Annotated in this window: 20 protein-coding genes; 8 read left to right on the top strand and 12 right to left on the bottom strand. The window is 55.0% G+C overall.

Translation table 11 applies throughout. The features are described from left to right. The first annotated feature begins 217 nt into the window (after positions 1-217). Positions 218-1,636 carry an aminotransferase gene (locus ACO05M_RS12310; RefSeq protein ID WP_421863153.1) on the top strand — a complete coding sequence of 473 codons (1,419 nt, stop codon included), beginning with the start codon at positions 218-220 and terminating at the stop codon, positions 1,634-1,636. A 10-nt stretch (positions 1,637-1,646) separates the two neighbouring features. Then, the gene (locus tag ACO05M_RS12315) at positions 1,647-3,062 is read left to right on the top strand and encodes an aldehyde dehydrogenase family protein (RefSeq protein WP_421863156.1); all 1,416 of its coding nucleotides are present in this window, start codon (positions 1,647-1,649) and stop codon (positions 3,060-3,062) included. A gap of 66 nt (positions 3,063-3,128) precedes the next feature. Here the strand turns inward: ACO05M_RS12315 and ACO05M_RS12320 are convergent, their stop codons facing one another. Together ACO05M_RS12320 and ACO05M_RS12325 are read right to left on the bottom strand one after the other, a co-directional pair. After that, positions 3,129-4,244: a TIGR01620 family protein gene (locus ACO05M_RS12320; protein ID WP_421863160.1), complete on the bottom strand. Its 1,116-nt coding sequence runs from the start codon at positions 4,242-4,244 to the stop codon at positions 3,129-3,131. Beyond that, positions 4,237-5,676 carry a YcjX family protein gene (locus ACO05M_RS12325; protein WP_421863163.1) on the bottom strand — a complete coding sequence of 480 codons (1,440 nt, stop codon included), beginning with the start codon at positions 5,674-5,676 and terminating at the stop codon, positions 4,237-4,239. The genes ACO05M_RS12320 and ACO05M_RS12325 overlap by 8 nt, the downstream gene beginning before the upstream one ends. Before the next feature lie 305 nt (positions 5,677-5,981). On the opposite strand from ACO05M_RS12325, the gene ACO05M_RS12330 reads away from it, so the two are divergent. Further along, positions 5,982-6,344 carry a hypothetical protein gene (locus ACO05M_RS12330; protein ID WP_421863165.1) on the top strand — a complete coding sequence of 121 codons (363 nt, stop codon included), beginning with the start codon at positions 5,982-5,984 and terminating at the stop codon, positions 6,342-6,344. Then, positions 6,344-7,639, top strand: a complete 1,296-nt coding sequence (locus ACO05M_RS12335; RefSeq protein WP_421863168.1) for a type II toxin-antitoxin system HipA family toxin — start codon at positions 6,344-6,346, stop codon at positions 7,637-7,639. Before ACO05M_RS12330 ends, ACO05M_RS12335 begins: the two co-directional genes overlap by 1 nt. A gap of 230 nt (positions 7,640-7,869) precedes the next feature. Here the strand turns inward: ACO05M_RS12335 and ACO05M_RS12340 are convergent, their stop codons facing one another. Together ACO05M_RS12340 and ACO05M_RS12345 are read right to left on the bottom strand one after the other, a co-directional pair. After that, on the bottom strand, positions 7,870-9,456 hold the full coding sequence (locus ACO05M_RS12340; RefSeq protein WP_421863171.1) for a 2Fe-2S iron-sulfur cluster-binding protein: 1,587 nt from the start codon (positions 9,454-9,456) through the stop codon (positions 7,870-7,872). Positions 9,457-9,498: 42 nt separating this feature from the next. Next, positions 9,499-9,897 carry a VOC family protein gene (locus tag ACO05M_RS12345; protein ID WP_421863174.1) on the bottom strand — a complete coding sequence of 133 codons (399 nt, stop codon included), beginning with the start codon at positions 9,895-9,897 and terminating at the stop codon, positions 9,499-9,501. Positions 9,898-10,024: 127 nt separating this feature from the next. Here ACO05M_RS12345 and ACO05M_RS12350 point away from each other — a divergent pair, with 127 nt between their 5' ends. Then, complete coding sequence (locus ACO05M_RS12350; protein WP_421863177.1) at positions 10,025-10,948, top strand: LysR family transcriptional regulator; 924 nt, start codon at positions 10,025-10,027, stop codon at positions 10,946-10,948. Positions 10,949-11,182: 234 nt separating this feature from the next. On the opposite strand, the gene ACO05M_RS12355 is transcribed toward ACO05M_RS12350, so the two are convergent. Further along, the gene (locus tag ACO05M_RS12355) at positions 11,183-12,565 is read right to left on the bottom strand and encodes a xanthine/uracil/vitamin C permease (protein WP_421863180.1); all 1,383 of its coding nucleotides are present in this window, start codon (positions 12,563-12,565) and stop codon (positions 11,183-11,185) included. Between the two features lie 174 nt (positions 12,566-12,739). Between ACO05M_RS12355 and ACO05M_RS12360 the strand changes: the two genes are divergently transcribed. Further along, positions 12,740-13,917, top strand: a protein-coding gene (locus ACO05M_RS12360) for an IS3 family transposase (RefSeq protein ID WP_421862525.1) whose coding sequence is annotated in 2 segments (ribosomal slippage) — positions 12,740-13,010 and positions 13,010-13,917 — 1,179 coding nt in all. Because the reading frame shifts where the segments join, the coding sequence is not laid out codon by codon here. Positions 13,918-13,970: 53 nt separating this feature from the next. Here the strand turns inward: ACO05M_RS12360 and ACO05M_RS12365 are convergent. From ACO05M_RS12365 to ACO05M_RS12390, 6 genes are all read right to left on the bottom strand, one after another. Continuing rightward, positions 13,971-14,795: a class I SAM-dependent methyltransferase gene (locus tag ACO05M_RS12365; RefSeq protein ID WP_421863183.1), complete on the bottom strand. Its 825-nt coding sequence runs from the start codon at positions 14,793-14,795 to the stop codon at positions 13,971-13,973. A 307-nt stretch (positions 14,796-15,102) separates the two neighbouring features. Further along, positions 15,103-16,293, bottom strand: coding sequence for a hypothetical protein (locus ACO05M_RS12370; protein ID WP_421863186.1), 1,191 nt, complete (start codon positions 16,291-16,293; stop codon positions 15,103-15,105). A gap of 11 nt (positions 16,294-16,304) precedes the next feature. Continuing rightward, positions 16,305-17,711: a DUF6844 domain-containing protein gene (locus tag ACO05M_RS12375; RefSeq protein ID WP_421863189.1), complete on the bottom strand. Its 1,407-nt coding sequence runs from the start codon at positions 17,709-17,711 to the stop codon at positions 16,305-16,307. A 12-nt stretch (positions 17,712-17,723) separates the two neighbouring features. Beyond that, the gene (gene lpoB / locus ACO05M_RS12380; protein ID WP_421863192.1) at positions 17,724-18,347 is read right to left on the bottom strand and encodes a penicillin-binding protein activator LpoB; all 624 of its coding nucleotides are present in this window, start codon (positions 18,345-18,347) and stop codon (positions 17,724-17,726) included. Then, the gene (locus ACO05M_RS12385) at positions 18,344-18,763 is read right to left on the bottom strand and encodes a YcfL family protein (RefSeq protein WP_421863195.1); all 420 of its coding nucleotides are present in this window, start codon (positions 18,761-18,763) and stop codon (positions 18,344-18,346) included. Before ACO05M_RS12385 ends, lpoB begins: the two co-directional genes overlap by 4 nt. A 17-nt stretch (positions 18,764-18,780) precedes the next feature. Further along, positions 18,781-20,223 (bottom strand): COG3014 family protein, encoded by a 1,443-nt coding sequence (locus tag ACO05M_RS12390; protein ID WP_421863198.1) that lies wholly within the window; start codon positions 20,221-20,223, stop codon positions 18,781-18,783. A 233-nt stretch (positions 20,224-20,456) separates the two neighbouring features. On the opposite strand from ACO05M_RS12390, the gene ACO05M_RS12395 reads away from it, so the two are divergent. Together ACO05M_RS12395 and ACO05M_RS12400 are read left to right on the top strand one after the other, a co-directional pair. Continuing rightward, positions 20,457-20,633: a hypothetical protein gene (locus ACO05M_RS12395; RefSeq protein WP_421863201.1), complete on the top strand. Its 177-nt coding sequence runs from the start codon at positions 20,457-20,459 to the stop codon at positions 20,631-20,633. A gap of 208 nt (positions 20,634-20,841) precedes the next feature. Continuing rightward, the gene (locus ACO05M_RS12400) at positions 20,842-21,651 is read left to right on the top strand and encodes a hypothetical protein (protein ID WP_421863204.1); all 810 of its coding nucleotides are present in this window, start codon (positions 20,842-20,844) and stop codon (positions 21,649-21,651) included. Here ACO05M_RS12400 and ACO05M_RS12405 read toward each other — a convergent pair. Further along, positions 21,620-22,291, bottom strand: a complete 672-nt coding sequence (locus ACO05M_RS12405; RefSeq protein WP_421863207.1) for a helix-turn-helix domain-containing protein — start codon at positions 22,289-22,291, stop codon at positions 21,620-21,622. The two genes, ACO05M_RS12400 and ACO05M_RS12405, sit on opposite strands and share 32 nt — an antisense overlap. Positions 22,292-22,348: the final 57 nt, after the last annotated feature.

Here is a 22,348-nt window from a genome sequence, read left to right on the forward strand (position 1 = left end):
GGCCGAGGGCTTTAATTCAGTCTGCCGCTAGCCGGGTCGCAGGGCCTATACCCTGTTTAGGGGGGAGGTCCCCTGATCAGGGTATATCCGATACCGGCTTGGACACCTAACCTGTTGAGTACCGTCTTCGTCGCTGCTTCCGTTTAGCTGAATCGGAGCCGAAGCAGCCTACGATCCAATAAGAGAACCCGACCCTCAGTGGTTAAGGAACCGAGACATGAATGCAATCAACAAACCCACGGTTAAGCAGTACGACTACGACAAAATCCGCCAGCAGGACAAAGCGCACTTTCTGCATCCCTGGCAGGTATTCGATGTGTTTCGTGAGGAAGGCGCTCTGCCGATCGTTGAAGGCTCGGGCAATTACATCGTCGACGCGGACGGCAAGCGTTACTTTGACGCCGTCGGCGGACTCTGGTGCAACAACATCGGGCTGGGTCGGGTCGAGATGGCCGAGGCAATTGCGCAGCAGGCGCTGCAGCTCTCCTACGCCAACCCGTTCGTTGATATGACCAATGCGCCGGCGGCGGAGCTGGCGGCCAAGTTGGCGGAGCTGGCGCCGGGTTCGATCAATCATGTGTTCTTCAGCTGCGGGGGCTCCACTTCCGTGGATACGGCGTTCCGGTTGATTCACTACTATCAGAACTGTCGCGGCAAGCACGACAAGAAGCACATCATTTCGCGGATCAATGCCTACCACGGCAGCACCTACGCGGCGATGTCGATCGGCGGTAAGCCGGGCGACCACCCGCCCGAGTTCGATTTCATCAAGGATACGATCCACCACCTGAGCTACCCCAACTTCTACCGTGCCCCGGAAGGGATGGACGAGCAGCAGTTTGTCGATCATCTGGTACAGGAGTTCGAACACAAGATTGCCGAACTCGGCGGTGCCGACAAGGTCGCGGCTTTCTTCGCCGAACCGGTGATGGGCGCCGGCGGCGTGATCGTGGCGCCCGAGGGCTACCTGAAGCGGATGCACCAGATCTGTAAGGACAACGATATTCTTTATGTTTCCGACGAGGTGGTCACCGCCTTTGGTCGCCTGGGCCACTGGTTTGCATCCAAGGAGCGCTTCGATATCCAGCCCGATATCATTATCAGCGCCAAAGGCCTGACCTCCGGTTACCAGCCCCTGGGTGCCACCCTGTTCTCCGACGAGATCTTTGCGGTGCTCGATGCCGAAGGCTCCGACCGCTGCTTCGCCCACGGCTTCACCTACTCCGGCCATCCGGTGGCCTGTGCCGCGGCATTGAAGAACATCGAGATCATGGAGCGTGAGCAGCTACTGGACAATGTGAAGCAGGTGGGCCCCTACTTCGAACAGCAGCTGAAAACTCTGGAAGACCTGCCCATCGTCGGTCAGGTTCGCGGCATCAACTTCATGCAGTGTGTCGAGTACGTCGCCGACAAAAATACCAAGGCGCTATTTCCGGAAGCGCTGGATATCGGCAAGCGGGTCTCCAACCATGCCGATGCCCGCGGCCTGATCACCCGTGCCATCGTGCATCTGAACGTCATGTCGCCATCGCTGACCATGACAACCGAAGATGTCGACTTTATCGTCTCCACCCTGCGCGAAAGCATCGAGGCCACCATGGCGGATCTGCGTGCCGAAGGCCTGCTGGACGGATAACGGAGTCCTTATGAAGATTTTCGACAAACTTTATATCGACGGGCAGTTCGTCGCGGCCGACGGCGACCTGCTGGATGTGACCAACCCCGCCGACGAGTCGATCGCCGGTCGCGCCCCACTGGCCTCCGCGAATGATGTGGATCGCGCCGTCCAGGCCGCGCGGCGTGCATTTGCCGATTGGTCCGCTACTTCTGCGGCCGAGCGGTCCGACTACATTCAGAAGCTGGTTGACGAGCTAAGAACGCGTCGTGAGCAGATGGCACAGCTGATCAGCGCCGAGATGGGCGCCCCGCTCTGGTTCAGCCAGGAGGTACAGGTCGACGATCCGATCGACGCCCTGGCGCAGCATGCCGAATATACCCCACTGCTGGAGCAGGAAGTTAGCATCGGCAACTGCACCGCAGTACGCGAGCCGGTCGGCGTCTGCGCCTTCATCAACCCCTGGAACTACCCGCTGCACCAGTTGATCGGCAAGATGGCGCCGGCATTGGCGGCCGGCTGCACCATGGTGCTCAAGCCCAGTGAAGCAACGCCGCTACACGCCTTCATGCTGGCGGAGGCGGTCCACGCCGCCGGGCTTCCGGCTGGCGTATTCAACCTCGTTAACGGGGACGGCCCCAGCGTCGGTGAACCCCTGTGTACCCACCCGGAGGTAGACATGGTCTCGTTTACCGGCTCCACCCGCGCCGGGATTCGAATCGCCCAATTGGCGGCCCCGACGGTCAAGCGGGTCTGCCAGGAACTGGGGGGCAAATCACCGCTGCTGATCGCTGAAGAGGCGGACTTGGATGCAGCGGTGCGGTTTGGTGTCGAAGATGTGATGATCAATTCCGGTCAGACCTGTACGGCGCTGACCCGAATGCTGGTGCCCGCCAAACGCTACGATGAGGCCGTAGCGATCGCCAAACAGTATGCCGAGTCGCTTAAGGTCGGCCACCCACAGGAGGCGGACACCTTTATGGGCCCGCTGGCATCGAAGAATCAGCGCGATATCGTCCGACGCTATATCACCGTCGGACTCGACGAGGGGGCGCGCCTGGTGACCGGCGGTATCGAACCGCTGGAGGGGTTGGAGCTGGGCTATTATGCCCGACCGACCATCTTTGCCGATGTTCGCAACGATATGACGATTGCGCGCGAAGAGATCTTCGGTCCGGTCCTTTGCATGATTCCCTATGCCGACGAAGCCGAGGCTCTGGCTATCGCCAACGATACCCCTTATGGGCTCTCCGCCCGGGTCTGGGCATCGGATGCTAAGCATGGCCGCACCCTGGCCCGCGGCATTCGAGCCGGTCAGGTTTATATCAATGACGGCGACTGGAACAACCAGGCACCCTTCGGCGGTTACAAACAGTCGGGCAATGGGCGTGAACTGGGGGAATTCGGCGTGCACGAGTTCTTCGAAACCAAGGCACTGATCGGCTAGGCCCTACCGCCTCAATTGATTTCAAGGGAGCCTCGGCTCCCTTTTTGTTGCCGATATCAGACGTGATCAGCTGTGGGGCTTGCGGCTATTCAGGATCGATCGCAGCGCTTGTCGCCCGAATTGGCCAACACCAGGCACTTCGCCTTCGGCAAAGGGAATCGGGCGACAGGCCTGCATTCCCAGCACGCCGATACGACCGGTTACCAGCGCCACACCGATACCCTGCCCCAGATTGGCTCCGGTCTTTGCCAACAGCAATGCACTGCTGCTGCGGGCCGCATCTTCAAGGACTCCCTGGGAAGAATCGGCCAGTGTCTGCGACACGCCGGCCAGCACCATGTTGCTTAAAACCACCCCTAGAATATTGAGACGATTTCTCAAAGATGGCCGTAAGCCATAGATTTTACTAATCTCTTCCAGCATCTTTAGGTTGCGCCACAGGGTCAGCAGCATATCGATAGCGGCCCAGGGGCTCAGCGCAACAGCTACTCCGGTCTGCATCGAATAGCGCGCCACCAAGGCCTTGGCATCACTATCCATCGGCGCAACAAACTGCTGTTCCAGCAACGCAATCCGCTCTGAATCGTCGGCATAATCGGGCAGGTTCGACAGCGCCCGCCCCAGCTCCGGTGACTGCGGTTTGTCGCGATAAAACGCGGTCAGCTGCCCCATGAAAGCATCACTTTTACGGTGAGATCGAACCGCGCGAAAGTGCTCAGCCTGGGTCTGCAAGACCCGCACTCGAGCATACCGATCTTTGTCGCAGACCCACTGCAACAACACCCAGGCGACCACCAGCAGCAGCGCGGCCAGCAGCGCAAGAAAAGCCGCTGCCAGAATGCTGCTCTGCGCCGTTAACAGCTGGTATTGCTGGTAGCTCGATTGGCCCAGCAACCAAACGACATAGAGCCCTAACAACGCGAACAACGCTTTCAAACCGCGAACAGGTCTTGCCTGCAACTGCAGTGACTCCCGTGCGCGACTCGATTGGGCCGAACCGGAGCCGGCCTGCGAATCGGCACTGATGGACTCCGGTGGAGCCTCCAGCGTCTGCTCCCGGCTGGGCACGAAGGTACCGGGTTCGACGGTTTCTTCGATCTTGTCGGTGCTATCGGCATCCAGTTGTTGTGACGGATCCGGCACAAAACTGAATCCGTCTTGATGCTTGCCTTTGTCACTCATGGCGACAACCTCGTGTAATCAATTCCAGCAGGCTATCCAGCCGGATATGGGGAATGGCTTGATGGTGGAAGTTCGCCCGTACCGGGGGCTGGAAAGCCGGAATCTTCCAATCCCTGAACCCGGAGAAACCGGCCTCGTCATCCAGACGGCTCGGAATCGGCGGGTGCACATAGCCGACCGGTCTGCCCGAAAGATCGTAGCCGCTCAGGGCCTGCCTGCCCTGCTCAATCACCTCCCTTGAGGCCCTTATCGCGGCGATCGCCTCGATACGTGGTGCCGCGCCACGGTGAGCCGCCTGGCTGTAGGCATCACGAACCAGTTGTCCCAGCAATTGACGCACCGATTCATGGTCAGCGGCGATCACCTGGTCCATTTTGGTGGCGACAAAGGCCAATTCTTCGACCTGCGGCGCAAACAGCTTACGCAACGGGTTGTTGCGTCCATAGTGAAAGCTCTCACTGATCTGTGCGATGGCCTGGCGCATATCATCGATGTAGGCACTGCCGCCGTTCAACGCATTCACCAGATCGATCAGCACCACCTGGCGCGTAATCGGTCGGAACTGCTGCTGATAGAACGGTCGCACCACCCGCTTGACGTAGTCCCGGTAGCGTCGCTCAAAGACCTTGTAGTAACTGTCTTGCGGCGCCGATTTGAGCAAATCCTCGGCCAGCGTCGAGCAACCCGGCAGCGGCACGAAGCCCAACACCGGGTCATTTCGAAACTGGCCTGGCAACAGGAATCGGCCCGGCTGCACCAGGCTGAGGCTGTGTTCACCGCCTTTACAGCGTTTCAAAAAAGCCACGTAAGCCTGCCGCAAACGCTGGCAAGTCGCCTCATCGTAAGACGCAAGCGGATCCAGCTGCTGCAGCTGCTCCAACAAGTCGCCAATCAGTTCGAGCCGCGGCGGCTGATTAAACAGCCGCGATGACTGCGCGCACCAATCGACGTAGCTCATCTGCATCATCGGCAGATCCAGCAACCACTCACCGGGATAGTCTCGCAGCTCGAGGAAAACCGAACCGGTCTCAGCACCGAGCAGTTGCTTGAGGCTGCTGTTTTGCTTCAGTTTCAGTTCCAGCAGGCAGCCGCTGATATCAGTCGTAGGCTCGGGCCATCGCGGCGGGTTGGCAGATAGCGCCTCGATCGCCTGTTCATACGGAAATTCGGCCAGCCCCGTATCCTCCAACGGATGAACTCGCACCTCCAACAGGCGCTGACTGATAACCGGTGAAAACCCGCCCAGACTGGCATGTTGATGCTGTCTAAGCTGATTGATCAGGCTGCAGATCAGGGTGGACTTGCCGCTTCGGCTTAGGCCGGTAATGCCGATACAGTGGCGGTTCTGAAGCGCACGCTTAAGGTTTTGCCGCGCGCTATCGAAAAACTGTCCCGCCTGATCGCCCTGTGCCGATTGTGTTTTTCTACTCATCTATACGTTGACTATCCGTCTGGGGAATCCCTGTATTATTAACCGGGCGGGCAATTTGGAGTGGGTTACTAGCGATGATCAATAGATCCCTCTATCAAAGTATTAACCCCCAAGTTTATAAATGCTCTTTATCAAGACCCTGGCGGCCATAAACAGTTCCGGGGATCGGCTTCTCAGCCGTTAATCGTACAGGGTGCCGCAGTTTTGCACGCTTGCTCGCCTGATCCCCCAATAATTTTAACCGATGGAATTTCATCGAATAAATGCCATAATTGACACCAAGAGGTGAAAAACAGGCGCTTAAAATGATCAACAACTGGTATGCGATGACCGACCAGGCGATCGCAGAACGGCTGGGACAGCAACTGGATCAGTACCGCAAAGACGGCCAGATCATCAGCCAAAAAGACATGGCCCACGAGCTGGGAATATCTGAATCCACGCTGCGCCTGGCCCTGAAAGGGCGAGGCAAATTCAGCGTCATGATCGGCATTATGCGCACCCTGGGGATTCTCGATCAACTGGACAACCTGGTTCCCGACCGACCTGCAAGTCCGCTGAAAATGCTGGAACAGGGTGCGCACCGGCCGCAGCGGGTTCGCTCCAAAGCCCCGGCTGAGCCGGATCGACCCGGCAACGCCCCCGATAACCAAGAGCTCGACTGGTAATGGTGATCACTAGAATCAAACTCTGGGGTGATACTGTCGGCGCCATGTACTTCGACGAGCAGCGCGGCTGCTGCATCTTCGAGTACAGCCCGTCATGGATCGCCAAGGGTATTGAAATCAGCCCGCTGCGTTTGCCGCTGGCACCGACGCTGTATCAATTCCCGCAGCTCTCGGAAGCGACCTATAAAGGCATGCCGGGCGCCTTCGCCGACACCCTGCCCGATGACTTCGGCAATGCCGTCATCAACGCCTGGCTGGCCCGCCAGGGGCGCGACCCCGACTCCTTCAGCGCGCTGGAACGATTGCTATATACCGGCAAACGCGGCATGGGTGCGTTGGAGTACGAGCCCGAAACCGCCCGACTGGATCAAAGCAGCGAAATCGACCTGACCAGCCTGACGCGGATGGCTCAGGAGGTGGTCGACCAGCGCCTGGGGCTGAGCGAGCAACTGGCCGATGGCAACCAGCGAAATGATCAGGCGATGCAGTCGATTCTGCAGGTCGGCACCTCCGCCGGCGGTGCCCGTGCCAAAGCCGTTATCGGCATCAATCAAGACCGCACCGAAGTCCGCAGCGGCCAGGTCGATCTGCCGCCGGGGTTTGAGCACTATCTGCTCAAATTTGACGGCGTGGTGGAGCACTCCCGCTCGCAGGAGACCTTCGGCGACCCGCAAGGCTACGGCCGGATGGAGTATGCCTATTACCTGATGGCGCGCGACTGCGGGATCGAGATGATGCCCTGCGAGTTGCTGGAGGAAGGTGAGCGGGCTCATTTTCTGACCAAACGCTTCGACCGGATCGGCAACCAGAAGGTCCATTACCAGTCGCTTTGCGCCATGGATCACGCCGACTACAAGCGTCCCGGGCATTACAGCTACGAACAGCTGTTCAGTGTGATGCGCACCCTGCGACTAAAACGCGACGAAGCGCTGCAACAGTACCGGCGTATGGTCTTCAATATCATCGCCAGAAATCACGACGACCACACCAAGAACTTCGGTTTTATACTCAAACAGGGCGGAACTTGGCAGTTGGCTCCCGCGTTTGATGTTGCCTACAGCTACAAACCCGGCTCTCCCTGGGTCAACAGCCATCAACTGACTCTGAACGGTAAACGTGACCAATTTGAACGAAGCGACCTGCTGGTGCCGGCCGAGAGTTTCCGCAAGCAGGCGCTGCAGATTATCGAACAGGTCCAGGATGTCGTTGCAGACTGGCCGACCTATGCGGCCAGAGCACTGGTGCCCGAGTCACTGGCACAGGAGATTACGGCCGCCCACCGACTTAATCTCTGATTCGCGTCAATCAAAACTAATACATAATACATATTTTGTATTGTTTTGCTTTAACAAAACCTACAGCGCTAACTTGCTGCCGGTCGGCCTGCCCCGAAACCGGTGACTGCACAGCACCACGGTGCCCGCGAAGATCGGAAGCGCACAGCCTCCTGGTATGTAAAAGAACCTATGTTTTGTTTAAAAAGATATCGTAGCCTGTTGTTTTTAAATAGCTATTATAAGCAGAGCTATAGATCCAGCACCAGATCCGGCGTCTTCGAGCGGGACACGCAGGGACAGATCAGCTGTCGACGTTCGCGCTCTGTCAGCGCCTGATCACGGTGATCCACCTCCCCCTCCAGCACCTTAACGGCACAGCTGCGACACTGTCCCGTCCGACAGCTATGGGGGATATCGACCTCGGCCTGCAACAACGCATCCAGCAGCGATTGGTCCGCAGCCACCTCCAGCCGGCGACCGGATCGTGCCAGCTGCAACCGCACCGGCCGATCTGCTGCGCCGTGCCCGGCGGTAAAACGCTCGATCCGAATTCTGTCCGCCGCTATCCCAAGGCGATCAGCCGCTTCCTGCAACGCATCAAGCAACCGACCGGGACCGCAGCCGTAGAACAGCGCCTGATTCGGGGCCTGGCGGATCAACTGGTTAAGAGGCATACGTTGCCCCTCATCGGCCGGATAGAGATGCAGCCGATCGCCTAATTCACGCTTCAGCCGATCGGCAAAGGCCATCTCGACCCGGCTCCGACCGGCATAATGCAGTTCAAGCTCGCGCCCGCTGCTGAGCAAGGTCTGGGCCATTGCCTTGATCGGCGTGATCCCGATACCGCCGGCAATCAAAACAGCCGGGCGAGGTTCGGCATCCAACCGGAAGTGGTTGCCCGGTGGATCGACACGTAACTGCAAGCCGAGACGATAGTGTCGATGGATGGCGTCTGAGCCGCCCTTACCGTCCGGCTCATGCAACACAGCGATCTCATAGATATCGCGACGCGCAGGATTGGAGGCGATGGAGTAGTAACGCACCTCCCATTCGTCCCTGTGCCCTGGCACGGGGACCGCAAGATGCGCTCCGGCTTCAACCTGCGGCAACAGAGTGCCGTCGACAGCACGCAGCTCGTAGGCCCGCACTCGGGGTGTCAACTGGCGAATGCCACTGATAACGAGTTCCAACTCGCCCTTGCCGATCGAATCCCCGCTCAGTTGAACCGCCGAAGCGCCGGCCGTCTGCTGTGATTGTCGGAGCTCGGCCAGCTGCTGTTGGAGTGGTGCTAGCATCACTGAAAGCTCCGCCTTGTTGTAGCGCGGCGTGATGTGTTGAGGACAGTTCCAGTCAAACGCCTCAACCCGAATCAGCATCCCCCGCTCTATCTGAGCTTGATAATCATCATCCTCAAGCAATGCGATGGTATCGCCCTGCTCCAGACCAACCAGCTCCACGCGACCCAGTAGTTTCAAGCGACGCCGATTCGGGTAGTCCATAAAGAACAGCGCCACCCGATCATCGTGCTGCAGGTTGCCGGTGCTGATGTACTGGCGATTGCCGGAATAGTCGGCGAATCCGAGGGTTTCCGGATCCAGCACTTTGACGAAACCGGCTTTGCCTCCCCGGTGCTGGATATAGGGCCAGCCGGTCTCAGAAACGCTGGCCATGTAAAAGCTGTCACGGGCAGCGATAAACTCGGCCTCGGCAGACCCGATCCGGTGGTTGTAATCCTCACCCTGATCCATTCTGGCATAGCTATCGCGACTTCCCTGCTGACGTTGGATCTCTCTTATCCCCGGGGTAAAGGCGATATCGGCGAATTTATGTCCCATGATGATGGCTCCGGTATTAATCGATCCGCGTGACCTGGGGCGTTATTCTCCAGGCCAGATAAACTCGAGCCGGATACCACTGGGCTCATAGCACATCATGTGCCGCATCGGTCCGCCGTTTAGCGGCTCAGGGGCAAATTCAACCTCAACGCCGTGCGCCAGCAGCTTCTGGTGGATCTGATCCAAGGCACTGTCTTCCGGGACCCGGATCGCCACATGATGCAGTCCGATATTCGACTTGCGGTCGAAAGCAACCGACGGCTCCTGCTTAACGGCCCATAGCGTCAGCATGACCGTGCCGTCGCTGACAAACACGGCCGGATATTGCTCGTTTCTGGCCACTTCATTCCAGCCAAGCAGCTCGGTGAAAAATGCAGCGCTCTTTTCAAGATCGGCGACCGTCAAGCCGATGTGATGGGCACCTTGAGTCAATGATTTCATCGGATCTCCTCCTGATTGTGATGGCGATATCACGCTGTTCCGCTCAAGACAAACTATCGCCATTTCTCAGTGAATAGGAAATAATCAATCAACGCACTTTATAATTACAGCTAGCGGAATAATCAGTATGGATCGACTCCATCAGATGCGGGTTTTCGTCGCCGTGGCGGACGAATCAGGCTTTGCCGCAGCAGCACGGCGACTCGGCATGTCGGCACCGGCCGTCACCCGGGCTGTAGCTTCGTTGGAGCAAACGCTGGGGGTGAAACTGATCAAGCGAACCACTCGGCACCTGCGGGTGACCGAGGCCGGTTATCGCTACCTGCATGATGTACGCCGCATCCTCGACGAAGTCGCGGCCGCCGATGAAGCCGCCGCCGGTCTCGACGCAACCCCGCGAGGTCGGCTGGCGATCACCGCGCCGGTGATGTTCGGCAGAATGTTTGTGCTGCCGGGGGTGGTCGATTATCTGCGACGTTATCCGCAAATGCAGGTCGATACGGTTTTTTTAGACCGAGTGGTCAGCTTGCTCGAGGAAGGGCTGGATGTGGGCGTTCGGATCGGAGAGATCCCGGATTCCAGCATGCGCGCGATCCGTGTGGGCCAGGTCCGAATGATGTTGGTGGCTTCCCCGGCCTACCTGGAACAACACGGCCAGCCGGAGACACTGGAGCAACTGAATCAACACACCCTGATCGCATCACGGGCCGGCAATTTCTCCAACCACTGGCGTTTGGGCAATCCGGGTAATGAACGACTTGTCCGTATCGAGCCGCGACTGACGGTCACCACCAACGATGCGGCGGTCAGTGCCGCGCAGCAAGGGCTGGGAGTCACCCGGGCCATCTCCTACCAGGTTGCCGACGAGCTGGAGTCCGGAACCCTGAAGTCCCTGCTGACCGACTGCACGCCGCCCCCCTTGCCGATCCACATCGCGCACCGGGATGACCGCAACCCGCCAGCCAAGGTCCGCGCCTTCATCGACCTACTGGCGGACAAGCTTCGTAACGACCCGGCTCTAATGCCGAGTCTGACTAACGCCGAGGATTAATCACCGGAAGTTAGTTACGCCCGGCCGCCACACCGCCGCTTGTTGCAGCCGGGGCCGGCTGCAACGTATCGCTTACGACGCCACCCGCTTTAGTGATTCACTTGTCAGCAAGCCGTTTCGAATGTTTAGTTAAAAAAAAGACCGCGCAGATATTCATCATGCGCGGCCAAAAAAGGGTCCACTAGGAGGCTTCCTCAGTAGGGTGTCGAGCTGGACCCAAAACTTTCGCGGGTATTAAGACTCCGCTTTCTCCGGATCGGCGAAGACGATTTCGTCGGCCGGATCGTGTTTGCCCATCAACTTCGGACGCTCAATCAGCAGGTAAAGCACCACGCCAATTACGATCGCATAAACGGTTGATTTCGGATCCGGCATCGCCAGGGTCACCGCCACGATACCGGCGACACCGCGCTCGGTAGAGTTCTTCAGCTGTTCCATGCCCACCATGATGCAGATGTAGGCGGTCAGGATCAGGGTCAGCGACAGCGCGATCGGCAGTACCGGCTTGAACATGGTGACCAGCGGCAGCATGAACAGCGCGAACAGACCGGTCAGCCAGAAGGTGCCGGCACCGCTGTAGAAGGAATCCATCGCCTTGCGGCCCATGGCGTAACGCTCGGCGATCGACGCATGAGCGGCGGTAAACAGCGGACCGGACAGACCGGGCCAGGGAGCGAAGAACGCGTGGATGGCGTTACGCAGCGCGGTCACCAGGTGAACACGGTCCACGTTCTCTTCGATTTTCTCGTCGTCGCGCAGATAGTCGACCCGCTTAACCAGGGTGAAGCCGACGATGATGTCACCGAACGCGATAACGTAGGCGATCAATGCGGTCGGAATGGCCAGCAGGAACACATCCCAACCGGGGAAGCCCAGGCTGAACACCAGGTATTCCCACATCAGATCGAAGTTAGGCTGGGTGATGCCCCACTGGATATCCGGAATCGGGTACTCACCGACGGTCCAACCAACAACCATCGCGATGATCATACCCGGCACCATGCCGTAGTTAGCGATCTGCTTAGCCAGCTTGCTCTCGTTCATAACGTTCTTGAACGACAGTGAGAACAGGATGTAGGCGCAGACGATGCTGCCGATAATCAGCGAGACAGGCGTTGCATCAACACGACCACCGACCTTCAGCTCACCCATCATTGCAGCGATACCGGCACCGATAATAATGCCGGATTTCAGTGAGTTGGGGATCGCATCGACCAGCTTGGAGCCCAGTCGGGTAACCCCGAGGAACAGGAAGATCAAGGTCACTTCGATCTGCAGCGCGAACATCGCCTTGATCGCTTCAGGACCTGGCTCAAAGCCTTTCAGGTACAGCAGCACCACCGGAATTGCCGGGGTGATCCAGCCGGGCACCAGCGGTACGCCCAGAATTGCTGGCAGGCAGTAACAAACACCAGCGACAAAGGTAAAGGCCAGGGCTGCTTCGTACGGCATACCCAGATAGGTTTCCAGCAGCGGAATCATCGCCAGGCCGACCACGAACATGATCAGACCCTGAACCATCTCAGGGGTCTCTAGGCGATGGTGAATAAAAGGAAGGCGGATTTTGAACGGTCCGAAGCCCCAGTAGGGTTGCTCCTCGCCATGTTTACGGCTCATCAAAGGCATAGTCGGTCTCATCAAGGTCTTAGAATTGTGGGGTGACCAGTAGACGCGACAAATGAAACCTGTTTTTTACCTAAACCTTACGAAATGTAACATTTGTAGTGGCATAGTGAATTTGGCCACCTGAATAGAGGTGATAGCATCACCTCTTCAACAACAGGTGATCCAATGACCCGAAAATCTCGACCTAACTTCAGCCCCGAATTCCGTCTCGAATCAGCTCAACTGGTTATCGACCACGGCTACACCATCCGCGAAGCTTGTGAGGCGATGAACGTCAGTCGCTCCTCAATGGAGAAGTGGGTACGTCAACTCAAACAGGAGCGTAGCGGGGACAGTCCGAAAGCCGCGCCGATGACCCCGGAGCAGCGTCGTATAAGGGAGCTAGAGAGACAGCTCAAACGCGCAGAGACGGAGAAAGAGATTCTAAAAAAGGGCTTGGCTCTCTTGATGTCAGACGAGCTGAAAAATATTCGATAATTCAGCGTCTTCAAGAGAGCTATCCGATCAAACAGCTGTGCCAGATCTTCGATATTCAGCGCAGCAGTTACAAGTACTGGCGCAGCCAGCCTCGAAGCGATAACCCTTATCGTCGCAAGCTTAAACTGATGGTGCGAGCCGCCCATCAGTTGAGCGGAGGGTCTGCCGGAGCAAGAACAGTGGCCAGCATCGTCACTCAGCGAGGCGTGGCACTCAGCCGTTATGTTGCAAGCAAGCTGATGAAGGAGTTACGCCTCGTGAGCAACCAGCTGCCAAAACATGCGTATAAGCGAGCCGATAAGCTTCATGTGGCAATCCCGAACGCACTAGATCGACAGTTCGTGGTCGGCAAACCTAACCAGGTTTGGTGTGGCGACATCACCTATGTCTGGACTGGAGAGCGTTGGGCTTACCTGGCGGTCGTACTGGATCTTTATGCCCGCAGGCCAGTCGGCTGGGCGCTATCGCTAAAAGCTGATAGCAAGCTGACAAGTAAGGCGTTGATGATGGCGTATGAATCGAGAGGAAGGCCGAAGGATCTGATGTTCCACAGCGACCAAGGTGTTCAATACACCAGCTTGCGGTTCAGGCAGCACCTATGGCGCTACCAGATCCAGCAGAGCATGAGTCGAAGAGGAAACTGTTGGGATAACGCGCCAATGGAACGCTTCTTCCGCAGCCTGAAAACGGAGTGGATACCCGAAACTGGCTACACCTCATTTGCTCAAGCCAAGCAGTCGATTACTGATTACTTGATTGGCTATTACAGCCAGGTCCGGCCGCATCAACACAACGATATGTTGCCGCCGAATATGACAGAGAAAAACTACTGGAATGCGTACAAATCCGTGGCCAGTTTTACTTGACCACTACAATTCGATTCTAGGGGTTGTTACGTTGTACGTTCACGCTGGCCAAATCAAGACCGACGCAGGGCGCGTATCTGCAACAAGGCCGTGCGCTGTTCAAAGAAATTGCGGCGCTGGTTGGCCATCATGGCGCCAAACTGGCTGCCGAGAAGCTGGCTGAGGTTGGCCCTCTTGGCCGGTTTGCCGGCCTCTCGGGAGCGCTGCTGCATCTCCAGCTGTTGCTCAAGCCAGCTGCAGACGGCAGCGGAGCGATCATCCAGATCAATCACCTCAAAGCCGGCCTGCTCAAGCAATGCAATGAACTCTGTCTGCCCCACCAGATGATTGTCAGAATCCGTCTTCGCCCAGGGTACCGGCAACAACACAGCACCGCCCGGCCCCTGCACCACTTCCTGCATCACCAATGATCCACCCGGTTTCAACACCCGCGCGATACCGCTGAAAAATGCCTGCTTGTCGGCCAGATACATATTCAAGTGTTGCAACCAAACATGATCAAAAACATCTGATTCAAAAGGAATATCCAGCGCGCTTCCTTGAATGAATTCGATCCTGTCGGCAAAGCCTGTCAGGCGCGCCAGTTCTCGGGCCAGCTCGACATAATCCGGATTCAACTCCAGGCCGACGACCTGGCAGTCTCGGTGTTGCTGCAGATAACGCGCAGCACCGCCAACACCGGCTCCCAGATCCAGCACCCGTTGCCCGGGCGTCGCCGCCATCAACTCGGCAAGCTCCTCAGTCGCGGCCTTACCGCGCAGATGGAACTGGTCCAGCGCCACCAGCTGCTCGGGTTTCAGCTGACTCAAATCCCTACCATCCTGCACCAGCGCTTCAAGCACCTGCGCCACCAGCGAATTGGAACTAGGATTGATCATCGTTGAGCCTCCTTGAAATCCTGCAGTCTAACAACGAAAAAAGGCCCCTCGAAAGGGGCCAAAAAACCGCGATGCAAATGACGAAAAATGGTATGCAGCGGTTACGTTTGCCGTACTCTCAACCAAGGCCTGATAGAGCCATCACAAGAGCATGATCCATACACTTCACCCTTTCGGGCTCAGGGTCTGTCACATCCCTGAATGAAGCGGCTTAGCGGATCGAGAGCCAGTATGGCAGTGAGCTGTTACCCAATGATTGCCTAAACGTACGCAATTGTAAGTTTTGCAATCGACCGCTGTTTTAGCGTCATTGCCGACGAGCGATAAAATCTTGCTCAATCAGATCAGCCTCTCCCTCTACGACCTTGGCGTAAGAGGTTTTGGCATTGACTCTCAACACTTTAACCTTGGCGATCTGCTCTTCCAAAAAGCCCAAGGATTCCTTGGTATAGGGATCGAACATCTCTTCACCGAGTAGATAAATGTCCAGCAGTTCGCCTTTTTTGACTGTTTTGCCACCCTGATTCAACACAACAGTTTTACCTTTCACAGCCACGACACGCATGGGATAAATGTTGGCTAACGCTTTTTGAGCCAGTGTATCTGCAAGGTATTGAGTCATTCCCGCTTGGCTAGATCCGTATTGGGATAACATTTTACGAATCTGCTTATCGTTGAATTTCACCCTTATCGAGTCAGACCACTTTACCTGCCTGGTCGCTGCCAAAATAATCTTATAGTCAAGCTGCGCAGACCCTGAGAAGCTCGACAAGGTTTCCCCGGTCAACTCCAAAGTCTTTACATGCTTACGACTATTGATACTTGTCAGACGACCAACAACCAGATAATCCACGCCCAGCACATTCCCGGCTTTTGCTCGTTCCTGCAACTGACTGTCATCGCTAAGCCAAAGCGCTTTTTCATCGGCAAATTCACGATCAAAGTCACGATCAAGAACTACCAGTCGGCGAGATTGGGTGAACTGGTCGATCAACTTATTTCGAAACTCTGACTCAACTTTACCTGAGGCGACATTGTCACCGAGCAAGTGGAAGGTCCGCTTATCAAGATGAAAAGGAACAACTGCCAGCCTACGGCGTGAGTCGTCCGGTAAACCCGGTTTTTCATACTTAGATACGTAGACTGTCATATCAGCCTGGTAACTCATGTCGTCCAGCTGGGTCAACGAATGGACATTGTATCGAGACACAATGCCTTGTGACTCGAGCGTCATCGCCCCGGACTGATTGACCGCTGTACTGACACTGGAGTTATTTTCGTCGTTGTTACTAACTGAAACTCGTGCGGAAATCGACTTCAGCATCTCCGCGCTAGAGATAGAAACGCCCTTTAGTTGTTGTACAGCCTGCGCCAAACCATCTGCGATAGCACGCTTCTGATCGGAGCCATAGCCAGACACATCAACAGCCTGTTCTGCTGCAAAGCTGGCGCTGCTGAAAAACAACAGCAGCACCAATATTTTTGTCCATTGCATCATTGATCTAGTCCCTAGAAATCATCAGCACGCATGCGATCAGCACTGCTACTGGTGCCGGCAGACAAATTTGCATTTGTCTTAGCTTTGGCGGTGGCAGCAACCTGTTTTTTAGGTTTAAAGTTTTTGAGGTTTCGTGCTGTTTGCTCCAGTTTCGGGGACCAGATATACACGACACCATTGATTTCATGGCCGTGGATTGGGTGCTTTTCAGTCCAACGGAACAATTCTTTGGTTCCCGGCAGGTTATTAACCTTACCCTGAGCAGTAATTTCGCGATCGATGGTGCGAATAAAATCTACCGAAAACTCTTCGGTGTTGGTCACCCCATCATTATCCTTTCGAGCAACCCCAACCTTGGTCCGCTTGGCCTTCTGAGAAGAGGCTTCATTGGAGGAAGCGCTGGATTTAAACAGATAGGCAAAGTTGGCATAGGACTGCGCCTTAGCTGAGGCATAGGACAGGTCGCGATTATCCGCACGGGTCTGATAATCAGTGCCACGATAGGGGTTACTGGATTGTCCGAAGGATACCAGCACTGGGTAACCCTCTTCGTCGTACAATCGACGAATACCAAACTCATCAATCAGTGCTTTCTTATCACCGCGCAACTGCGCAAGAATACTCATGTCTGCTGCCCGTTCAGGCTTTGGCGCTATGTCTCCTTTGCTGTTGATGACGTCTTCGACAAACTCACGGAAGCGCGGAGAGGCCACAATAGCGACGGCAACAACATGGTTACCCTGGCTGTCATAAGCTTCGAAGGTTTTTACCGGGATGACGCCGGTAATGCTTTGTCGAGCCTTGGAGATCGTACGCTCCGAAACCGAGCGTTCAAACATCAGTGCCCGCTTTTCCGGTGGTGCTGCATTAAATTCAGTCGGATCAATGCCAAGCTCCTCGAGCTTTTGATCCAACACCCCTCCAGCGTAGGCAACCGCCTTGTTCAGCAGCTCCATCATCTTGCTGCTGCTGCGCAGCTCTTCAGCGGTAAAGGAAGGCATCTGGGTTTTATCGTCGAACAGTTTCTGAACCGACTCTGTTCTTATGGAAACCCCTAACGATTCTACATATTTGGCCTGGGCTTTAAGCAGTGCCTCTTTATAGGCCATTACCCGGTAGTTGCCCCAGTCACGGTTCTCGGGTTTAGCCATCACAGTAGCGATGGCAGTGGTGTAATACAGCTCGCCTCGGTCCGCTCGTGCGACAAAGCGCTGTCCCATGCCATTGGTCTCAAAATCCTCGAGCAAGGCTTCAATTTTAAGCCCCGGATCTTCCAGCTCCGGCTGTGCAGCCTGAATAATTTCTGCTTCGACCTGTGCCTCACCCGTCATCTCTTTGGCTTGAATCAAGTACGACGGTGAGAAAAGTAGCGCTGATACCAGCAGAGCAACACTTCCCTTGTTGGTGTTCAGTTTCATCTCGATATCTCCTTACCAAGAAACGGTATTAGCACCAGTCAGTTTGCGGATCGGCGTCTCGCCTTCCCAGATCGCTAGACCGTCACTCAGATCGGTCAGAGTCAGATGGAAGTAATACTCGATCAGCTGCTGTTCTTTTGCCGTACGGTTATTGCGCTGGATAATTTTTCCGGAGAGGCTGAGGTTTGGTGCGGTGAAGCTCTGCTTGACCAGCGTTGACTTGTTCACTTTGCTGGATTGCCGGAGCTGGGCGTATTTTGCATTCATAGCATCTTCAGCACCGTTCAGACCAATCGCGGTAGTCGTTTTCACCTTGCCGCTGCGAAGCAATTCAACACGAATTTTCTTTACCAACTGATCGGTATCGATACGCTGCATGGTGTCATTGAGGATCGATGAAATGACCAAGATGTTTTTCTTGCCGTCTGTACGATCAACGGCTCCAGACTGCAGCATCGATTGCACGGCATCACCGGCGGCCTGCTGGAAATCTGTATTGGTTAGGCCTGTGGAAACAGGTGCTTCATCAACACCAGGTTGTAATAGCTGCGTTTTGGGTGCACAGGCGGTAGTTAACACAACCGCCGTTACCAGGCTTAAGGCCTTCAGCGTGTTCTTGAGATGAAGTTTCATCATTCCTCGATTCCTTTTGAGTGGTTTGAGCTTTTTCGAGCATTGTCATAAATACGGATCAGGTAATCAGCTGATTTAGGGTTGGTAGCAATCATCTCCAGGCTAAAGCGCTCTTTCGGTGGCAAGGTTCGATACTGCCATCTTGAAGAGAGGTCATTGATTTCAAATCCATCGCGGTCAAACCAAACAAATCGATAGCGAAGCTCTTTGCTTGCTTGACTGGTATTGATACCGCTCATGCCAGCGCGAAGCAGGTTTGAAGAGGCGATACCTGCCCGTTCCGAAGTAACTTGGATAAAGTTGGATGAGCTTGGTCCCAGCTCGACCTTGCTTAATGGCGCCTCTTTAACGATTTGCTGTTGACAGCCGCCCAGCGTGAGAGAAGCGCCCAACACCAGCGTCGAAATAACCTTATGCATGAAAACTCCTGTAACGCTTAAGCATCAAACCCGACCACACGGTAGGTCGGTGGGGTTGAAACCGTCGGTGCTTTGATAAAGACAATAGAAAACCGACTGTCGGGCAGATCGATGGAAATGGGCGCATCCAACTCCGGTGCGCTGACTTCGATACGACCGCTTTTGGGTTTACGGACCCGAGCAATCTGGACCTCTTTGGGAAGGGTTGTCCAACTGCGTGTATCCGCATGGGTCGTAGCTGCCTGATAGACGATTCCAGCAAGGCTACCCAGGAGGCCGCCCTCTTTTCTCGCCTGATACTGAATAAAGGCTTTTGTCATCGTGCTGGCAACGGCTTCCGTCACCTTGTATGGCAATTCTTTTTTAAATTCCGTTTGAATCACCCTATCGATACTAGCCAGCTGCTCGGTTTTACCGATTTGATTCTTGCCATCAGATATATTCAGGTATGAATAGGCATCACTCCGCATTTTTAACTTGGGTAAAGCAACCTGCATATATTCAACTTTGTCACTTACCAAAAACAGCGGGATTGGAATAAGGTTCTCTTCAATAACCGGTGCCTGACCATTTTCAAAAACAACCCATACAGCCGGATTGAGTTTATGCTTACGCCATTTGCCTTTCTGAAGGTTGTCAACAACCATCAAGTCAGTAGCCACTGATTTATTATCCGGCATCATCCCTGAAACTCGGCGTAGCGATTGGCGTGACTTACCAAAATCGCTTTTGTCTTGGCTTCCAAGAAGAAAGTACAGACCATGCATGTAGTCTGTGTAAGGGTTGACGTAGTCGGGATAGACCTTCCAACCCTCTAACTCCGGATAGGTTTCATAGATGGTTTTTGTCGATTCCGAAGTACTTTTTTCGAAATCCATCACCTGCGCAGTGGCTGAAGTTTCTTTAGAACGCTCTTGTTCTTTTTTTGAAACGGCCTCTTCCTGCTCTTTTATTTTTTCTTTGAAATGCTCGATGGCTCGTCGTTGACGATCAGCAGCGCGATTAAATTCAATCCGCGCATTTTGAACATCCTTCTGCATTATATAATTGACGGCTTTATAGGTATTAACCATAACGCCGTCATAAACGGTCGGGGTGTAGTCATTGAAACTGTTGTTGAGCAATACAGCCGTGACCTTCTCCACCCCTTTCTTACCGATATTCTCAGTATCTTCACCCTTCATCAGGATTTCGGCACTGTCAAAGATTTTGGTGCTTTGCTGATAATCTCCCTGAGCATTCAAAGCCGCAGCCGCTTGAAGAGACCAATAGAGATTATCGGAAGTACCATCGGGTTGAATTTTGCCAGCGATCAGCGCGGTATCCGAAGCTGCCAAATAATCCCCTTGCGAGAACTGGGTGTCGAAATCGGCTGTGCTTTGTTTAGTTGCTACCGTTTGGCAGCCGGAAAGGAAAACAGCCACAGAAAGGGCTGCAATACGTAATCCTTGGCTCTGCATAGCTACTCCTTAACTATTCATCCGTGAGGCCTAAGCGCATGATCCTACACTATTAATAGGGTTACTCAATCATTGGCATCAAACATTTTCCTGATATAAATCAAACTGATGGAATACTTGAAATAAACATTCGTTTGAAATTGAACAAAAGACACACAATCCTTTAAATGCTTTACATACATTCGAATGTTAGTGATAATCTCTCGCATTATCGTTTCAAAAAAGGTGCTGAAATGGCTATCCCGCTCCCCCACCTGCTGCTCGCCTCCGTCCTGTTGTTCGTTATGCTGACCGGAGTCGATGAAGCGGACGCGTCTGAAAACCGTCTTACGGAAAGCAAGGGTACGCTGATTGTCGGCGACAATGACCTGCTGCCCAAAGTCTGCCCTTTCTCGGGGGTATCGCGCTGACAGAATCAATGCGGGCAAATCTGAACGTAGAGACCGCTTGCTATCGCTCAGAGCAGCCCTCCTGATTGGCTGTCGTAAACAGGCAGTTTACCGTTGCTGAGAGACAGCCTCGGCCCATTCAACCGTCATACCCTGTCAGTTCGAATAACGATAAACGGCGGACTGCTGCAATCGGCTGCGATCGCCTAATAGGCACGGGGTAACAAGCATGAATAGCGCTATTGCTTTGAACATTACTGACGACCTGATCGCGACCGAGGCGTTGTACAGCTGCCGGATTCAGTCGCTGGCGGAACTTCATAACACCTGCATCCAGGTGTTTTTAACCGTTCCCTCGGATTTCCCTCGATTCCATCCGGGCCAGTATCTGGAATTGGTACTGAACGATGGGCAATCAAGACCCTTTTCGATTGCTAATTTCGATCCGCAATTTCGTTGCGTCGAGCTACATATTGAAATCAACCCGAATAGCGCAACCACCACGGCGATTCTCGATCATGTTCGAACCAGAGCTTCTATTCAGGTAAAAACGCCTCAAGGTGACGTTCGTCTGCGGCAACCTACTGATAATGTCTCAGTGCCGCACGTATTCCTGGCCGCGGGAAGCGGATTTGCCCAAATTAAAGCGTTATTGCAGCAACAGCTGCATCGGTATCAACAAGCCGTAGATAACGGCTCGGCGATGCCCCCGCTCTACCTGCTTTGGGGCACAGAGACGGCGAATCAGCGATATTTGAAAGAACTGGTCAGAAACTGGCTTGGACGCCATCAGAGTCTCAAATACTTTCCCTTGATTTGGCAGCAGGGCGACAGCTGGGAAATTACGTTGAAACCCATTATCAACGAGTTGAAGCAGGCCCAGTTTTATCTGTGCGGCTCACCCAATCGGGTGTATCGAACGCTGGACTTCCTGGAACAACAAGGGATCGATACAGCCCAGGTTCAATCGGATGTGTTCTCCTATGCACCCAGGCCGCTGCACCGGGCTAACCGAGCGAAAGCAGCGTCAGTAAGCTAGCTTCATCGCTGTCGGGGTTATCAATCTGGTAACCCCTCCCACCATCGAAATAAACACTGTCGCCCTGTTTCAGTACCAATGGCTGATAGTCTGGCAGACGTAAGACACCCCTTCCCTGCAATACCATCAGTAACACTTCGCCCGGGTGCTGCTCGATCAGAGGGCCACCGGTACTGGATGCCTTTAACCGAGTCGAGACCGGTAACATCTTTGTCTGCCCCAGCTCGGCATTGAGAAGGCGTTGCGGGTGCCCGGACACCGTCAGTAGGGTTCCGCTCTCAGCTCGGACCAGCGTGCGGCGGTTGCCGCGCTCAGCCTGCTCATCCATCGCCATAAAAGTGTCGAAATCAGCGCCCAGCAGGTCCAATAGTCGAATCAACAGGTCGACTCGGGGCGACTGGCTATCCTGCTCAATCTTTCTGAGCGACTGCTGATTGATACCCGCCCGCTCGGCTAAATCCCTGACCGACAACCCACTACGCTGACGAAGCATGGCAAGACGCGCTCCGGGGCTGAAGGGTTCGGTACGTTGATGTCGGGGATCATCACCAGGCCCATTCCACCGGTGTGCGGAGACTCGTCGCTGCCATAGCTCTACCTTCATCGCTGTCTCGGCATAATTCAGAAAAAAGCTCCCCATCAACCGGGTGAGGCCGGCTGTTTCAGGGGGAGCAAGAGGGTTGGAGAGAAAATCAGG

Origin of the sequence: Motiliproteus sp., from assembly GCF_965230735.1 — a bacterium.
GTDB lineage: Bacteria > Pseudomonadota > Gammaproteobacteria > Pseudomonadales > Balneatricaceae > Motiliproteus.

Coding starts and splice junctions, on each gene's coding strand:
- ACO05M_RS12310 (WP_421863153.1), top strand. CDS start 218: ATGAATGCAATCAACAAACCCACGGTTAAGCAGTACGACTACGACAAA.
- ACO05M_RS12315 (WP_421863156.1), top strand. CDS start 1,647: ATGAAGATTTTCGACAAACTTTATATCGACGGGCAGTTCGTCGCGGCC.
- ACO05M_RS12320 (WP_421863160.1), bottom strand. CDS start 4,244: ATGAGTGACAAAGGCAAGCATCAAGACGGATTCAGTTTTGTGCCGGAT.
- ACO05M_RS12325 (WP_421863163.1), bottom strand. CDS start 5,676: ATGAGTAGAAAAACACAATCGGCACAGGGCGATCAGGCGGGACAGTTT.
- ACO05M_RS12330 (WP_421863165.1), top strand. CDS start 5,982: ATGATCAACAACTGGTATGCGATGACCGACCAGGCGATCGCAGAACGG.
- ACO05M_RS12335 (WP_421863168.1), top strand. CDS start 6,344: ATGGTGATCACTAGAATCAAACTCTGGGGTGATACTGTCGGCGCCATG.
- ACO05M_RS12340 (WP_421863171.1), bottom strand. CDS start 9,456: ATGGGACATAAATTCGCCGATATCGCCTTTACCCCGGGGATAAGAGAG.
- ACO05M_RS12345 (WP_421863174.1), bottom strand. CDS start 9,897: ATGAAATCATTGACTCAAGGTGCCCATCACATCGGCTTGACGGTCGCC.
- ACO05M_RS12350 (WP_421863177.1), top strand. CDS start 10,025: ATGGATCGACTCCATCAGATGCGGGTTTTCGTCGCCGTGGCGGACGAA.
- ACO05M_RS12355 (WP_421863180.1), bottom strand. CDS start 12,565: ATGAGCCGTAAACATGGCGAGGAGCAACCCTACTGGGGCTTCGGACCG.
- ACO05M_RS12365 (WP_421863183.1), bottom strand. CDS start 14,795: ATGATCAATCCTAGTTCCAATTCGCTGGTGGCGCAGGTGCTTGAAGCG.
- ACO05M_RS12370 (WP_421863186.1), bottom strand. CDS start 16,293: ATGATGCAATGGACAAAAATATTGGTGCTGCTGTTGTTTTTCAGCAGC.
- ACO05M_RS12375 (WP_421863189.1), bottom strand. CDS start 17,711: ATGAAACTGAACACCAACAAGGGAAGTGTTGCTCTGCTGGTATCAGCG.
- lpoB (WP_421863192.1), bottom strand. CDS start 18,347: ATGATGAAACTTCATCTCAAGAACACGCTGAAGGCCTTAAGCCTGGTA.
- ACO05M_RS12385 (WP_421863195.1), bottom strand. CDS start 18,763: ATGCATAAGGTTATTTCGACGCTGGTGTTGGGCGCTTCTCTCACGCTG.
- ACO05M_RS12390 (WP_421863198.1), bottom strand. CDS start 20,223: ATGCAGAGCCAAGGATTACGTATTGCAGCCCTTTCTGTGGCTGTTTTC.
- ACO05M_RS12395 (WP_421863201.1), top strand. CDS start 20,457: ATGGCTATCCCGCTCCCCCACCTGCTGCTCGCCTCCGTCCTGTTGTTC.
- ACO05M_RS12400 (WP_421863204.1), top strand. CDS start 20,842: ATGAATAGCGCTATTGCTTTGAACATTACTGACGACCTGATCGCGACC.
- ACO05M_RS12405 (WP_421863207.1), bottom strand. CDS start 22,291: ATGGGGAGCTTTTTTCTGAATTATGCCGAGACAGCGATGAAGGTAGAG.